The 14,076-nt window shown below is 50.2% G+C and carries 12 protein-coding genes; 7 read left to right on the top strand and 5 right to left on the bottom strand.

All coding sequences use genetic code 11. The features are described 5' to 3' along the window. Positions 1-93: 93 nt before the first annotated feature. Positions 94-843 carry a GNAT family N-acetyltransferase gene (locus HMPREF3277_RS03930; RefSeq protein ID WP_070870105.1) on the bottom strand — a complete coding sequence of 250 codons (750 nt, stop codon included), beginning with the start codon at positions 841-843 and terminating at the stop codon, positions 94-96. Between the two features lie 371 nt (positions 844-1,214). On the opposite strand from HMPREF3277_RS03930, the gene HMPREF3277_RS03925 reads away from it, so the two are divergent. Further along, on the top strand, positions 1,215-1,637 hold the full coding sequence (locus tag HMPREF3277_RS03925) for a hypothetical protein (RefSeq protein WP_003769066.1): 423 nt from the start codon (positions 1,215-1,217) through the stop codon (positions 1,635-1,637). A 361-nt stretch (positions 1,638-1,998) separates the two neighbouring features. On the opposite strand, the gene HMPREF3277_RS03920 is transcribed toward HMPREF3277_RS03925, so the two are convergent. Both HMPREF3277_RS03920 and HMPREF3277_RS03915 read right to left on the bottom strand, forming a co-directional pair. Beyond that, a complete protein-coding gene (locus HMPREF3277_RS03920) occupies positions 1,999-4,377 on the bottom strand; it encodes a TonB-dependent hemoglobin/transferrin/lactoferrin family receptor (protein ID WP_003776773.1) in 2,379 nt (792 codons plus the stop codon). A 278-nt stretch (positions 4,378-4,655) separates the two neighbouring features. Next, positions 4,656-5,279, bottom strand: a complete 624-nt coding sequence (locus tag HMPREF3277_RS03915) for a biliverdin-producing heme oxygenase (RefSeq protein ID WP_003756024.1) — start codon at positions 5,277-5,279, stop codon at positions 4,656-4,658. A gap of 481 nt (positions 5,280-5,760) precedes the next feature. Here HMPREF3277_RS03915 and HMPREF3277_RS03910 point away from each other — a divergent pair, with 481 nt between their 5' ends. The 5 genes from HMPREF3277_RS03910 to HMPREF3277_RS03890 all read left to right on the top strand — a co-directional run bounded on the left by HMPREF3277_RS03910 (position 5,761) and on the right by HMPREF3277_RS03890 (position 10,681). After that, on the top strand, positions 5,761-7,071 hold the full coding sequence (locus HMPREF3277_RS03910; RefSeq protein ID WP_070870104.1) for a paraquat-inducible protein A: 1,311 nt from the start codon (positions 5,761-5,763) through the stop codon (positions 7,069-7,071). Then, entirely contained in the window at positions 7,068-8,729 is a 1,662-nt protein-coding gene (gene pqiB / locus HMPREF3277_RS03905) for an intermembrane transport protein PqiB (protein ID WP_003769024.1), read from the top strand. The genes HMPREF3277_RS03910 and pqiB overlap by 4 nt, the downstream gene beginning before the upstream one ends. Next, the gene (locus HMPREF3277_RS03900; protein WP_003776764.1) at positions 8,729-9,247 is read left to right on the top strand and encodes a PqiC family protein; all 519 of its coding nucleotides are present in this window, start codon (positions 8,729-8,731) and stop codon (positions 9,245-9,247) included. Before pqiB ends, HMPREF3277_RS03900 begins: the two co-directional genes overlap by 1 nt. A 66-nt stretch (positions 9,248-9,313) precedes the next feature. Beyond that, entirely contained in the window at positions 9,314-9,955 is a 642-nt protein-coding gene (locus HMPREF3277_RS03895) for a glutathione S-transferase family protein (protein WP_070870103.1), read from the top strand. A gap of 84 nt (positions 9,956-10,039) precedes the next feature. Beyond that, a complete protein-coding gene (locus HMPREF3277_RS03890) occupies positions 10,040-10,681 on the top strand; it encodes a glutathione S-transferase family protein (RefSeq protein ID WP_070870102.1) in 642 nt (213 codons plus the stop codon). 84 nt (positions 10,682-10,765) lie between these two features. Here the strand turns inward: HMPREF3277_RS03890 and gloA are convergent, their stop codons facing one another. Continuing rightward, a complete protein-coding gene (gloA, locus tag HMPREF3277_RS03885; protein ID WP_003756006.1) occupies positions 10,766-11,173 on the bottom strand; it encodes a lactoylglutathione lyase in 408 nt (135 codons plus the stop codon). Between the two features lie 165 nt (positions 11,174-11,338). On the opposite strand from gloA, the gene dacB reads away from it, so the two are divergent. Next, positions 11,339-12,778, top strand: a complete 1,440-nt coding sequence (gene dacB, locus HMPREF3277_RS03880; protein ID WP_070870101.1) for a D-alanyl-D-alanine carboxypeptidase/D-alanyl-D-alanine endopeptidase — start codon at positions 11,339-11,341, stop codon at positions 12,776-12,778. Positions 12,779-12,884: 106 nt separating this feature from the next. Here the strand turns inward: dacB and HMPREF3277_RS03875 are convergent, their stop codons facing one another. Next, positions 12,885-13,961: a TerC/Alx family metal homeostasis membrane protein gene (locus tag HMPREF3277_RS03875; protein ID WP_003756000.1), complete on the bottom strand. Its 1,077-nt coding sequence runs from the start codon at positions 13,959-13,961 to the stop codon at positions 12,885-12,887. Positions 13,962-14,076: the final 115 nt, after the last annotated feature.

The following is a 14,076-nucleotide window of genomic DNA, read 5'->3' as shown; positions in this document are numbered from 1 at the left end:
AGTATTGTACTATTTTGTTTTTAATTGACTATATTTGCTGATTTCACAATAGTTGAGGTCGTCTGAAAAGGTTTTCAGACGACCTTTTGGTCTTTATGGTTTAGGGGCGAAACGTTGGAGGTAACGGTCTGCCAGGCGGGTGATGTCCATCATGATGAGCACGTCGGCGCAGTTGAACGCTTCATCGACGCAAGGCTCGCCACAGAACCATGCGCCCGCATTGAGGTAGCCTTTAATCAGCGGCGGGACATCAGGTTTGTCCGACGGGGTAATTTCGTCCCACTTGAGCGGATTGAGCGGCTTGACGCACCATTTTTCAGGCGCGAGGTATTTGGATTTCAGGGCATGATACAGACCCGCCGCATCGCTGCCGCCGTCGTGCATATCGATGCTGCCGCAGCCTATCATGAAGCGCAGGTTTTCGTCTTTCATGAATTTGACCAAACCCGACCACAAAAGCATGACCAAACCGCCGTTGCGGTAGTCGGGATGGGTGCAGGCGCGGCCGAGTTCGACGGTTTGCGGCAAGATGTCTTTCAAAGGGGATAGGTCAAATTCGTGTTCGCTATACCAGCCGCCGACTTTTTGGGCGGTTTCTTCGGTAATCAGGCGGTAGCAGCCGATGACTTCTCCGGTTGCGTCGTCAAAAGCCAAAAGGTGGTGGCAATGTTCGTCGTAAGGATCAACATCGCGACCGTCGTCGCTTTCGATTTCTGCACCCAGCTCTTGGGCGAATACTTGATAACGCAAGCGTTGTGCTGCTTCAATTTCCGCCTGCGTTTCCGCAAGGCGCACGCTCAGACCGATTTTGGGGCCGGTTTGGTTGAAACGGCTTTGGGACATGAATTTTCCTGTCTTGTACATTGGATAATCGATTTGCGATTATAGCGGATATAGGACGGAATTTATATTGAGTTCAGACAAGTGAAGCAAATTAGGGATGAAATGACTATGCAAAAAGAATTTTTTACAACAGAATGGGGACAACAGTTTTCAGACGACCCCTCCCCTGTTTTGAAAACATCCTGCATCCCCTTTCCCCAATACATACAAACCCTTCATTAAAATCCCACCGCATGATTAAGGAAGGCAAAGTGTGTATCAACCAAGCGGTTACCTAAAAAACGTTTTATGTTTTTCGGGTAGCCTCTTGCCAAATTGCCTATTCCTTTCTTATCATTCCGCCCCTCATTTTAATGACAGGAAAACGCATTATGCCCTCCAAAATCTCCATAGGCCGCGCAGCCCTCCTGGCCGGTCTCGTTTGTCTCACTGTCGGCTGTGCCAGCTTGGACAAACGTATGAAACGTTTCGTCGGCAAACCTATCGATGCCGTTATCAAATCCTATGGCGTCAAACCCACAGAAGGTGGAGTCAAATCGGAAAACGACCGCTATGCCTACCTCTGGCGCTATACCTACTATTCCTACGCTGGACGTGAATACGAAGGCAGCAGCCAATACGGACCCATCATTACCAACTACTATAGCAACGTCTGCTACGGACAAGACCAAGACCGCATTTTCTACACTGACGATCAAGGCATCATCGTAGATTATTATTGGCAAAACAGCGATAAATGGCGCGTAAATTGCAGTACTCACCAAATCGGCCGGTATTTCCGAAGATCCCTGTAATTAAACACATCCCTCAAACTACGTTAGCGCGTTTAATATGAAGGAAACAGTTAGCCGCAACGAAACCCAATCCAATTAAACAGTTGGAAAATATAGTGGATTAACTTTAAATTAGGACAAGGCGACGAAGCCGTAGACAGTACAGATAGTACGGAACCGATTCACTTGGTGCTTCAGCACCTTAGAGAATCGTTCTCTTTGAGCTAAGGAGAGGTAACGCCGTACTGGTTTAAAGTTAATCCACTATAAAAATGGGACAAGACGGCAAACTTTAAAGCAGACGGATAATAAAACCGCCCGAATGTTCTGCCAAACAGGACATTCGGGCGGTTTGTTTGCGTTTCTTCAATCAAAAATCGGCTTAGAATTTCCATTCCAGCGATACGGCGTAGTTGCGACCGGGCGCGCGGTAGCGGTCCAAGCCTTTGCCGTCGCGGTCGACCCCGTTGGTGGTGCTGTAACTGTACAAACCGCGCAGGGAATCCCAAGTGGTGTCTTTGCGGTTGAACAGGTTGTACACGCCCGCACGCAGGGTCAGGTTTTTCACCGGTTTGTAGAAGCCGTACATATCGAACACATAAGCCGATTTGTTCAGCCACGGGTAATCCTGCACTTTTTTCTGCAAAGGCGTACCCCAGCCGTTGTTTTCATAAACGGTGTATTGCGCATCTTTCGCCTTTTTCGCGCCCAAATAGGTCAGGCGGGAGAACACGCCCCATTTTTCGCTCGGACTTTCATAGTCGATACCGGCAATCACTTTCAGCGGCTGGGTGGACAGCAGGCTGTTGTCGCCCGACAGCTTGCTTTTCGCGTAACCCACGGAACCAAACAGCTTCCAGCCTTCAGGGACAAAAGAGACTACTTTGTCCAAATTCAGACGACCTGTCAGCTCAAGACCGCGAACCCTTGCCTTGTCGATATTCTGCATCTGCCAATCCAGTTTTTCGGTGTAGGGGGCGCTGCACAGACCGTAGTAATAATCCATCTGGGTGCAGCCGGGTTCGCCGCTGGCGGTCAGTTTCTGCTCTTCAGACAGGAAATTGCGGTAGTTGCTTTGATACAGGTTGGCATCCAGCGTACCTTTTTCGCCGCGTCCTTGCAGGGAGAGGGTGTGGGTGGTGCTGCGCTCGGCTTTCAGGTTGGGATTGGGCAGCCAATTACCCGAACCGTGGTTGTAGGTGAAATACACTTCGGACGCATTGGGGACACGGTAGCCGGAAGTGATGTCGTAACCGACACGCCAAGCCTGATTCAGTTGCGCCGCCAAACCGGCGAAACCGCTCCAGCCGCTGTAAGTATTGGGTGCGGGCGGTGTTTTGTCGCAGGCATGACAGTCGGCATTCAGTTGCTGCGGCGTCATTTTGGTGTGGTCGTAACGGATGCCCGCGCGGCTTGAAAACACATTGTTCCATTGGATTTGGTCGGACAGCGAGAAACCGTAGTTGGTGGTTTTCACCGGATGCTGGATGGTGCTGGTGGTTCGGACGATGCGGCCGCTGAAGAAATAATCGTCGCGGTTTAAATTTTCAAAATCACGGCGGCTGGCAAAGGCCTTGAACGACAGGCGGTGCTGCCCGCCCAGTTGTAGCGGCTGGCTGTCCAAACGCAGGGTGATGCGTTTGAAGCGGGTGTCCATGCTGCGGTTGTATATTTCGTCCAAATCCTTCTGATTGTAGTTGCGCGTCCAGGTGGAATAATCCATCGGGAACGAGCCTTTGTTGTTAACCGCCGCCACTTTGGTTTTCTGATAATCGAAGTCTGCCTTCAACAACGACAACCAATTTGAATCAGGCGTCCATTCGTAAAACAGGTTGGCATTGCGCCGTTTGTTTACATCGTCGGCTTCGCGCCAGGAAGAATCGGTCAGGTTATAAGACTCTTCAACCGTGTAATTGTGCCCCTGCTGGCCGTTGAGCGATGCGCCGATACGGTGGTTCTCATTAATCTGATAACCGATTTTGGCCAAGAAGCTGTGGTATTTGTGTTTGGACGGATCAGGAATGCCGCGTGCCGAACCGCGGATATTAGTGCCACTGCCCTTGCCTTCCACCGCATAGCCGCGGTTGCCCGCGCTTTCGGTTTCATGGCCGCGCCGTTGTGAATACAGCAAGGCTGCATCGACGCTGCCGTTATCCATGCCGAAGCCGACTGTGTTCGTCCATTCGCGGTTGCGGCTGCTGTAACCGTTTTTCATCATCACGCCGAACTGCCGCTCCGGCAGCAGCAAATCACGTCCTTGCAGGGTTTGGTAATTCACACCGCCGCCCAAGGCGCCGCTGCCGGTATTGAAAGAGTCCGCCCCTTTCACGATGTCGATGTTGCGCACCAGTTCAGGGTCGATGGACAAGCGCGAACTGTTGAAATTGCCGTAACGGGCATACAGTGAGTTTTCTTCCGAATCAGGCAGGCTCACGCCGTCAATACTGACGCCGACACGGTTGCCTTCCACGCCACGAATGGCAAAGCCTTTTTGATGGCGGCCGCTGTCGCTCAGACCGACATCGGTGGAATAGCGCACCAAGTCTTTGTTGTCGCGTATCATTTCCTGTTGGATACGGCCGAGGTTGACCCGTTCCACGGCGGCGGGCGCGTTGCGATGCCCTTTTACCGTTACCTGTTTCAGTTCGGCTTGCATGGGCTCGGCAGCCGTTGATTGCGCAGCATTATCCGCCGCAAACACGGGATTGCCGAAAATACTGCCGACAAGGGCGGCAATAGGGAGTATGTGTGATGATTTCATGGTTCAAAACCTCAGAAACAATAAAATTGACCAATATTCAGCTTAATTCAACAATAAAAATTTTTGATAATCATTTATATTTCTATTGAAAGCAATGACGAATATAAATCCCTGTAACGGATGGCCAATAAATTTTTAAATACGGAAACGGAAACCGGATAAAAGCGGCCTTCCTTGCCCATACCATATGTAAGGGGTTGATATTTCAGACTTCAACTGTTTTCCGGCGCAAAATATTGCGCCGGAAAACATATCGCTGGTCTATCAATAATCTGCATTTAGTGGCGGTGCGGAACAAAGCCTTCCGGAGCTTCCGCGCCTTCAGGCAGGCCGAAGGTTTCGCGCAGAACGACTTTGTAGAACGCAAACGCATCTTTTGCACCTTGAATTGCCTCGGCTTCGGCTTCGGGGCTTAAGTCCAAAGCATTCAAATGTTCGACAAAGGCACGCCAATGTTTGCCGCGTCCGTTCGGATGGGGAGCGAGGTGGCGCGCACCGTGTTCGCCGTTGTAATCCAGCTTTTGCGCGTGTTTAAACAAAAATGCCGCGCCCAAATTGGAACCTTCGGCGCAATACAGCCAGCCGATGGCTTTATTGCCGGTTTCATGCGGCAGCGGTTTGCCGTATTCGTAGGGTTTGTCGCCCAAATCCGCCAAGTCTTGCGTTACCGCGTCGTAACGCGCCATGTATTCCAGCTCGGGAATGGCTTTGTTCAACTCGGGGTCTTTATAGATATGATCGACCGCTTTGTGGAACACGGATTGCAGTTTCAAGAATTTGATGTAGTTCTCTTTGTTGGTAAACGGCTCGACAGACATAACCAAATTGTCCACGCTGTCGTGAATGGTAGCGGTTTGCTCTTTCAGCCGTTTGGCAAAGGTCAGCTCTTGTGTTTCGCTCATGTGAATATCCTTTGATGATCTACAAAATTTAATTGACGGTTTTGACGAAACCTGTACAGCAGGTTTTTCAGACGACCTCAAATGAAGGCTGCCCGAATCAATAAAAAATAAGTGATGGGAAATCTGTGTTTGGGAATGGAAATTTATGATTTTGAGATATTTAGGTACAGAATCGTTTACGAATGAACAAATGAAATCTGTCATATTACAAAACAATTTAGGAATATATATCATTTCTATTGCATCATCAAGAATTTAACTTGCTATTATTTACATAAATCTGTTGTTTTCGCATATTTGCAACAAATATGGTAAGGGGTCGTCTGAAAGCGTTTCAGACGACCCCGAATTGATTGCAAACAATACTATTCACATAGTCATAATTTATTTTCCAGACACTGTCTCCCCCATATGTAAGCAATTTGGGCTATCCCTATGTTTTCCTTTATAATACCTGCCTCTTTGACCTCTTCCCTCCTCCATGAAACCGATTCCTAGCTATACGCGCTGGTGGCGTTATAAATCCTACCTGCCCGACGCATCGCTGCCGGCGCATACGGTGGATTGCCCGGACTGCGGCAACCGCATGGATATTCCGCGCCTGCGGCAGGGGCAGGAAGCGCATTGTCCGGTGTGCAATCATGAAGTGGTTGAGGTGGAAAACAATCCTTATGTTGCGCCGCTGGCTTACGCGACAACTTCGCTGATTTTGATGGCGTTTGCGTACAGCATGGTTTATATCCGCGTGGAACTCTTTGGCGTAACATCCGTCCTGTCGCTGCCTGAAATGATGCGGCTTTTGATTTATCAGGATTACGGTTTTCTGGCGGAAGTGATGTTCGTCCTCACGTTCGGCGCGCCGGTATTGTTTTTGTTGCTTTGTTTGTACGTTTATACCGCGTTGGTGCGCGAGCGGGCGTATCCTGCGCTGCGGTTTGCGACGCGGGTTTTGGTCAGGCTGCGTCATGCGATTATGGTGGATGTGTTTTTTATTTCCACTTTGGTGGCGTATATCAAGCTCTCGTCTGTGGCGGAGGTTGAATTCGGCTCGGCATTTTATTTGATGTTTGCGCTGTCGGTCATGCTGATTCGGACTTCGGTCTCGATTCCGCAGCATTGGGTTTATTATAAAATTCACAGGCTGACGGGCGGGGATGCGGTACAAGCGGCATCCGACGACAAAACCTGTTGCAGCCGCTGCCTGTATTTCCGCGATAAAGACGAGCAGCCTTGCGAGGTTTGCGGTGCGGATTTGTACCGTCGCCGCCCGAAAAGCCTGAGCATTTCGCTGGCGTTTTTGATTGCGGCGTTTATCCTGTATTTCCCCGCGAATATTCTGCCGATTATGATTTCGTCGAACCCTACCGCGCTGGAAGTCAATACGATTTTCAACGGCATTGTGTATATGTGGAACGACGGCGACAGGCTGATTGCGGTGATTATTTTCAGCGCGAGTATTTTGGTGCCGGTATTGAAGATTATCGCGATGGCGGTTTTGATTGCGTCTGCTTATTTCAAACCGCCGATGAGCGCGCCGAAAATGTCGGTGCTTTACCGGATTACCGAATCCATCGGCCGCTGGTCGATGATCGATATTTTTGTGATTATTATTTTGATGAGTTCGTTCCACACCAACATGGCGCGCGTCGTCCCCGGCGGGGCGGCGGTTTATTTCTGCCTGGTGGTGGTATTGACCATGCTGTCTGCCTATTATTTCGACCCCCGCCTGATTTGGGACAGGCAGCAGCAGCTTTCAGACGACCCCGATTCCGACGATAACCAGAAACAATGAAAAAACACGATTCTTCTCAAACGCATCGCGCACCCGCGCGTGTCAAAAAAACCAATGTCTTCACGTCTATCGTGTGGCTGATTCCGCTGATTGCGCTGATTGCGGGCGGCTGGCTACTGGTAAAAGATATCCGCAACCGAGGTCCAGTCGTCACGCTTTTGATGGACAGCGCGGAAGGCATTGAAGTCAACAACACGGTGATTAAAGTGTTGAACGTCGATGTCGGACACGTTACCCGCATCAAGCTGCGCGACGACCAAAAAGGCGTGGAAGTTACCGCCCAACTCAATGCCGATGCGAAAGACCTCATCCGCAGCGATACGCAGTTTTGGGTGGTGAAACCGCGTATCGACCAAAGCGGCGTAACCGGTTTGAGCACGCTCCTGTCCGGCTCGTATATCGCGTTTACGCCCGGCAAAAGCAATGAAACGAAGGACGTGTTTGAAGTACAGGACATCCCGCCGATTGCCGCCATCGGGCAAAGCGGCCTGCGCCTGAAGCTGGTCGGTCAAAACGACAAAATCCTCAACGTCAGCAGCCCCGTGCTTTATGAAAACTTTATGGTCGGACAGGTGGAAAGTGCCCATTTCGAGCCTGCCGACCAAACCGTGCATTACACCATCTTCATCCAAAGCCCGAACGACAAACTGATTAATTCAGAAAGCCGCTTTTGGCTGGAGAGCGGCATCAATATCGAAACCACAGGCAGCGGCGTGAAACTCAATTCCGCTCCCCTGCCTGCGTTGCTTTCCGGCGCGATTTCGTTTGATTCGCCGAAAACCAAAAACAGCAAAAATGTGAAAAGCGAAGACAGTTTTACGCTTTACGACAGCCGCAGCGAAGTGGCAAACCTGCCCGATGACCGTTCGTTGTATTACACCGCGTTTTTCAAACAGTCCGTGCGCGGTCTGACCGCCGGTTCGCCCGTCGAATATAAAGGACTGAATGTCGGCGTGGTTTCCGACGTTCCCTATTTCGACCGCAACGACAGCCTGCATCTGTTTGAAAACGGCTGGATTCCCGTGCGCATCCGCATCGAGCCGTCGCGCATGGAAATCAATGCCGACGAACAAAGCAAAGAACATTGGAAACAACAATTCCAAGCCGCTTTGGGCAAAGGTCTGACCGCCACCATCTCCAGCAACAACTTGATTACCGGCAGCAAAATGGTCGAACTGACCGACCAACCCTCGTCTTCGCCCAAGCTGCGACCGCACACTGTTTACGCAGGCGATACCGTCATTGCCACACAAGGCGGCGGTTTGGATGATTTGCAGGCAAAAGTGGCGGATTTACTGGAGAAATTCAACAATCTGCCGTTGGATAAAACCGTTGCCGGGTTGAACGGCTCGCTTGCCGAACTCAAATCCACCCTCAAATCCGCCAATGCCGCTTTAAGCTCCATTGACAAACTGGTCGGCAAACCGCAAACGCAAAACATTCCGAACGAGCTGAACCAAACCCTGAAAGAATTGCGTCAAACCCTGCAAGGCGTATCGCCGCAATCACCCATCTACGGCGACGTGCAAAATACCCTGCAAAGTTTGGACAAAACCCTCAGGGACGTACAGCCCGTCATTAATACTTTGAAAGAAAAACCCAATGCGCTGATTTTCAACAGCAGCAGCAAAGACCCCATCCCGAAAGGAAGCCGATAATGCGCCTCTTCCCGATTGCCGCCGCCCTGACGCTTGCCGCCTGCGGCACCGCGCAAAGCCCGCAATATTTCGTCCTGCCCGACAGCCAATACATCCGGCCGGCGGCGCAAGGCAGTGAAATCACGGTCAAAGTCAACCTTGCCGAACCGCTCGCCAACGGCGGCCTCGTTTATCAAACCGACGCGTATCACGTGAATCTGGCGAAGAACCACCTTTGGGCAGCGTCGCTTGACGGCGCGTTGGCGGCGAACTTCAGCAACAAACTCAACCGCCTCAACCCGCGCCATACTTTCGTTCCCGCCTCACGCAGCCAAAGTGGCCAAACCCTGAAAATCTATATCGAAGCTTTCCAAGGCAGCTATCAGGGGCAGACTACCGTCAGCGGCTACGCCCTGTGGCCGGACGGACGCAACAAACCGTTTGACGTTACCACCCCGCAACAAGGCGACGGTTATACCGCCATGCTGGAATCTTTGGAAAACGGTTTGAACGAAGCAGCAAAAAGCATTGCCTATTGATGAGGTCGTCTGAAAACCCATGTTGTGGGTTTTGCCAAAACCATTGATCGTGCAAAAGGAAGAAACATGCAAAACATCACGCTCTATACCCATCCCTTTTCACGCGGCAGATACGTCGTATGGATGCTCAAAGAATGCGGCGCGGAATACACCGTCGTACCGGTCCAGTTCGGCACGCAAATGAAATCCGCCGAATATCTCGCCATCAATCCCCAAGGGCAAGTCCCCGCACTGAAATTCGGTGATGCCGTACTGACCGAATCGACCGCCATCATTACCTTTTTGGCAGAACAATTCCCCGACAAACACCTTATCCCCGCCGCAGGTACGTTGGAGCGCGGCGAATACTACCGCTGGATGTGCATATTGATGCACCTCGAATACGCAGCCTTCAACAAACTGCACAACCTGCCTGTCGATACGCCCGAATGCCGCCGCCAAATCGGTTACGGCGATTTTGATACCGCATGGAACACATTGCGCGAACACTTGAAAAACCGCGACTACATCGTCGGCAACAGCTTTACCGCGATGGATTTGTACTGCTCCGCGCTGATTCTGCACTTAACGCAAAATTGGAAAGTGTTGCCCGCCGATGAAACCGACGTATTGCAACGCTACGCCGCCAAACATCTCGCCCGCCCCGCTTTCGCCGAAACCACAGCATGGATGCTGGAAACCGCCGCCCAAATGTCGCCTGTTGCATAAATCAAGATTATTAGAACCGAAAGGTCGTCTGAAACCTACTGCGCGGGTTTCGCCAAAAACATTCACAACGCAAAAGGAAAAGACATGCAAAACATCACGCTCTACACCCATCCCTTTTCACGCGGCACATACGTCGTATGGATGCTGAAAGAATGCGGCGCGGAATACACCGTCGTCCCCATCCAATTCGGCGCACAGATTCAGTCCGCCGAATATCTTGCCATCAATCCCCAAGGGCGGGTTCCCGCGCTCAAATTCGGCGATACCGTATTGACCGAATCACTTGCCATCATTACCTTTTTAGCAGAACAGTTCCCCGACAAACACCTCATCCCTGCCGCAGACACGTTGGAACGCGGCGAATACTACCGCTGGATGTGCCTGTCGCTGCACCTCGAATACGCAGCCTTCAACAAACTGCACAACCTGCCTGTCGATACGCCCGAGCGCCGCCGCCAAATCGGTTATGGCGATTTTGATACCGCATGGAACACCTTGCGCGAACACTTGAAAAACCGCGACTACATTATCGGCAACAGCTTTACCGCACTGGATCTGTACTATTCCGGGCTGATTCTGCTCTTAACGCAAAACTTTAAAGTATTGCCTGCCGATGAAACCGATGTATTGCAACGCTACACCGCCAAACATCTCGCCCGTCCCGCCTTTGCCGAAACCATGGCATGGGCGCAGGAAACCGTTGCCCAAATGCCGCCTGCGGAATAAATCAAGGCTATTAAAACAAAAAGGTCGTCTGAAAACCCTTTTCAATCGGGTTTTCAGACGACCTTTTATCAGACGATTGGAAAATCAGTATTTCACCGAATCATTACCGCTGTTTTTTTGGATAAATTCAATTTTATAACCGTCAGGATCTTCCACAAAAGCAATAACGGTCGTACCGTGCATCATCGGTCCCGCCTCGCGCACGACTTTGCCGCCTTTTTGTCTGACCCGTTCGCAAGCCTCATACGCATCATCCACTTCCACTGCGATATGACCGTAAGCGTTGCCGATATCGTAGCTTTCCGTATCCCAGTTGTGCGTCAATTCCAGTACGGTATTTTCGGCCTCATTACCATAACCGACAAACGCCAAAGTAAACCGTCCTTCGGGATAATCGTGGCGGCGCAGTAAAGACATACCTAAAACATTTTGATAGAAGTCCAAAGATTTTTCGAGGTTGCCAACGCGCAACATCGTATGGAGCAGTCGCATAATGTATTCCTTTTATATTGTTTTAAAAACAGATTTTATCATAGTTCGCCCTAAGCGCCGATTGTCTGCACGGAACGAAATAGCGACACATTTTATCCATAAGGAACAACTTTTTCATCCGTCAGGCAGCCATCCTCGTTTTTCAGACGACCTTGCTTTATAATTATGCTTTATGTGTTTTTCAGAACTATCATGAAGTTAAGACAAACAGCCGCTCTTTTATGGCTGTCCATCCTCTCTTTGCCGGCATTTGCCATCGATTTCGGCCGCATCCCTCAAGACGAAATTTCCGTGTATGTTCAAGAATTGGACAGTGGAAACGTCTTGGTCGACCACCGTTCGAATGTGCCAGTCAACCCCGCATCGACCATGAAGCTGGTTACAGCGTTTGCCGCATTTAAAGCTTTGGGCGGCGATTACCGCTGGACGACCCAATTTAAAAGCGACGGCACGATTCAAGGCGATACCTTGCAAGGCGATATTTATTGGGTCGGTAGCGGAGATCCTGTTTTCGACCAAGAAGGCTTGGTCGGGATGCAGCAGCAATTGCGCGATAAAGGCATACGCAAAATCACCGGCGGCTTGGTACTCGACCGCCATTTATGGGGAGATATTCAAAATCCGAGCGATTTCGAATCCGATGTCGGCTCTCTATTTATGACGCCGCCCGACCCGCATATGCTGGCTTACAAAGTCGTATCGGTCAAACCGGAACGCAATGACATGGGCGGAGTGGATCTTGTGACCAACCCGCCCCTTCCCGACATTAAAATCGACAACAAAATCAACGTCACACCATCAAACGCATCCTGCAAAGCCTTGCAAAACCATATGCGCGCAAACTACAAAGGCGGCGTATTGCATGTTTCCGGCAAAGTTCCGGAATCGTGTTTGGGCAATGAAATGTACGTCAACATGTTGAACATGCGTGAATTTGTACAAAAGAGCTTTATCAACCAATGGCGTTATTCAGGCGGAGAAATTACCGACGGCATCAGGGCAGCATCCGTACCACCTCATTCCAAAACGCTGGCAGTACACCAATCCAAACCCATGTCTGCCATTTTGACGGACATGAACAAATATTCGAATAATCTGATTGCGCGCTCCGTATTCCTGAAATTGGGAGGCGAGCATTCCGGCAACTCCGCCTTGCAGCAAGCCTCTTCAGCCGTAAAACGTGAATTGGCTACCGCGGGCGTGGATACGGAAAACTTGGTCTTGGAAAACGGTTCGGGCCTATCCCGCCGTGAACGCGTCAGCGCCAATATGTTGGCGCAAATGCTGGAAAAAGCCTATTTCAGCCCGTTCAAACAAGACTTCATCGATACCTTACCCATTGCCGGCAAAGACGGCACGCTGAAATACCGCCTCAAACAGGCAGGTCCTGCCCTGCGCCTGAAAACAGGCACGCTCAAAGATGTACGCACCCTCGCCGGATATTGGCTGGGAGACAAACCCATGATCGTGGTGGTGGTGATTAACAGTCCGAATGCAACCAACTATCTGAATGATTTGGATAAACTGGTTTCAAAAATCGTACAGCCTGGCGGTGACGCTTGGATTGATGCGAAAATGAAGTGCGCAGAACGAATGGAAGCTTAAAAAGCATCAAAACACTTCAGGCAGCCGGAGAAATGACTTTCCGGCTGCCTGAAGTGTTTTTCAGAGGTCGAAAATCCTACTGTTCCGTTTTACTGCATGAAGCGGGTCACGAATCGGCTTTACCTTTATTTTTCTTATCAGGGAAAATGAAGGAAGCGGCAATCCCGCAGGTCAGCACAACCAATACAACCAGCAAAGACGTATTGGGCGAAATGTCCCATCCGTGATGGAACATATGATTGCTCGCCGACAATCCCAGCTTGGCAGCAATGAAAAACAGCAACACGACCACTGCCTTTTCCAAATGAACCAAATAGCCCTTCAACGCTTCCAATACGAAATAAAGCGTACGCAAGCCCAAAATAGCGAACATCATGGCGCTGTAAACAATCAACGGTTCTTTAGATACGGCAATCACCGCAGGTACGCTGTCAAACGCGAACATCACATCCGACAACTCAATCACTGCCAAACATAAAAACAGCGGCGTCGCGACCAACTGCCCTTTACGCATTTTCTGAGGATGGTTATTTTCAGGATGCTTGAGGTCTTCACCCGCCGGCTCAAGCCGCACCTCGGGATATTGCTCATGCGCTTTTTTCAACTCCTCGCCTTTTAAGAAAAAATGGCTGCCGTAAAGACGGGGAAACACAGGGAAAAAGCGATGGACTGCACGATATGCCAAATGTTCGGAATAATCGGCATCTTCTTCGCCCTCCTCTTCATCCCGACGCAGCATCATAACGGCGGTATAGCCGACAATGACGGCAAAAACCACTTCCACAATCGGCCCCAATGCCAACAGTCCGGCACCGATGGCGACAAAAATCATGCGGAAAATAATCGCGCCGATAATCCCCCAGTACAAAACGCGGTGGCGCAGGCCTTCAGGCACTTTAAACCAAGCAAAAACCGCCATCATTAAAAACAGATTATCTACGGACAATACTTTTTCCAAAGCATAGCCGGTAAAGAACAGGCTGGCGGCTTCACTGCCGTGATGAACCCATAAAAATGCGCCGAACAAAATCGATATCAATACCCAAAACAGCGACCATATCGCGGCACTTTTCAGCGACATCGGTTTGTTGTCCCTATGGGCGAATAAATCGATGGCAATCGCGCCCACAGACAAAATCACGAAAACGGCGACGGTTTCAATGGGGAAACCCAAATGGTTCATAAAAAGCCTTTGTTATCAAAATAAAGCGTAAGTATAGTGAAACAACGCGGAATAATATAGAGAAAACCAATAAAGATAATGTAATATAGTGGATTAACTTTAAACCAGGACGGCG

This window comes from Neisseria sp. HMSC70E02 (genome assembly GCF_001838645.1).
Taxonomy (GTDB): domain Bacteria; phylum Pseudomonadota; class Gammaproteobacteria; order Burkholderiales; family Neisseriaceae; genus Neisseria; species Neisseria macacae.
The sequence above is the reverse complement of the archived record's forward strand: the minus strand, read 5'-3'. Positions and strand labels throughout refer to the sequence as shown.

What these genes read in the sequence shown, in the direction of transcription:
- dacB (WP_070870101.1), top strand. Translation starts at nt 11,339, where the DNA reads ATGCTTTATGTGTTTTTCAGAACTATCATGAAGTTAAGACAAACAGCC.
- HMPREF3277_RS03900 (WP_003776764.1), top strand. Translation starts at nt 8,729, where the DNA reads ATGCGCCTCTTCCCGATTGCCGCCGCCCTGACGCTTGCCGCCTGCGGC.
- HMPREF3277_RS03895 (WP_070870103.1), top strand. Translation starts at nt 9,314, where the DNA reads ATGCAAAACATCACGCTCTATACCCATCCCTTTTCACGCGGCAGATAC.
- HMPREF3277_RS03875 (WP_003756000.1), bottom strand. Translation starts at nt 13,961, where the DNA reads ATGAACCATTTGGGTTTCCCCATTGAAACCGTCGCCGTTTTCGTGATT.
- pqiB (WP_003769024.1), top strand. Translation starts at nt 7,068, where the DNA reads ATGAAAAAACACGATTCTTCTCAAACGCATCGCGCACCCGCGCGTGTC.
- gloA (WP_003756006.1), bottom strand. Translation starts at nt 11,173, where the DNA reads ATGCGACTGCTCCATACGATGTTGCGCGTTGGCAACCTCGAAAAATCT.
- HMPREF3277_RS03920 (WP_003776773.1), bottom strand. Translation starts at nt 4,377, where the DNA reads ATGAAATCATCACACATACTCCCTATTGCCGCCCTTGTCGGCAGTATT.
- HMPREF3277_RS03910 (WP_070870104.1), top strand. Translation starts at nt 5,761, where the DNA reads ATGAAACCGATTCCTAGCTATACGCGCTGGTGGCGTTATAAATCCTAC.
- HMPREF3277_RS03890 (WP_070870102.1), top strand. Translation starts at nt 10,040, where the DNA reads ATGCAAAACATCACGCTCTACACCCATCCCTTTTCACGCGGCACATAC.
- HMPREF3277_RS03915 (WP_003756024.1), bottom strand. Translation starts at nt 5,279, where the DNA reads ATGAGCGAAACACAAGAGCTGACCTTTGCCAAACGGCTGAAAGAGCAA.
- HMPREF3277_RS03930 (WP_070870105.1), bottom strand. Translation starts at nt 843, where the DNA reads ATGTCCCAAAGCCGTTTCAACCAAACCGGCCCCAAAATCGGTCTGAGC.
- HMPREF3277_RS03925 (WP_003769066.1), top strand. Translation starts at nt 1,215, where the DNA reads ATGCCCTCCAAAATCTCCATAGGCCGCGCAGCCCTCCTGGCCGGTCTC.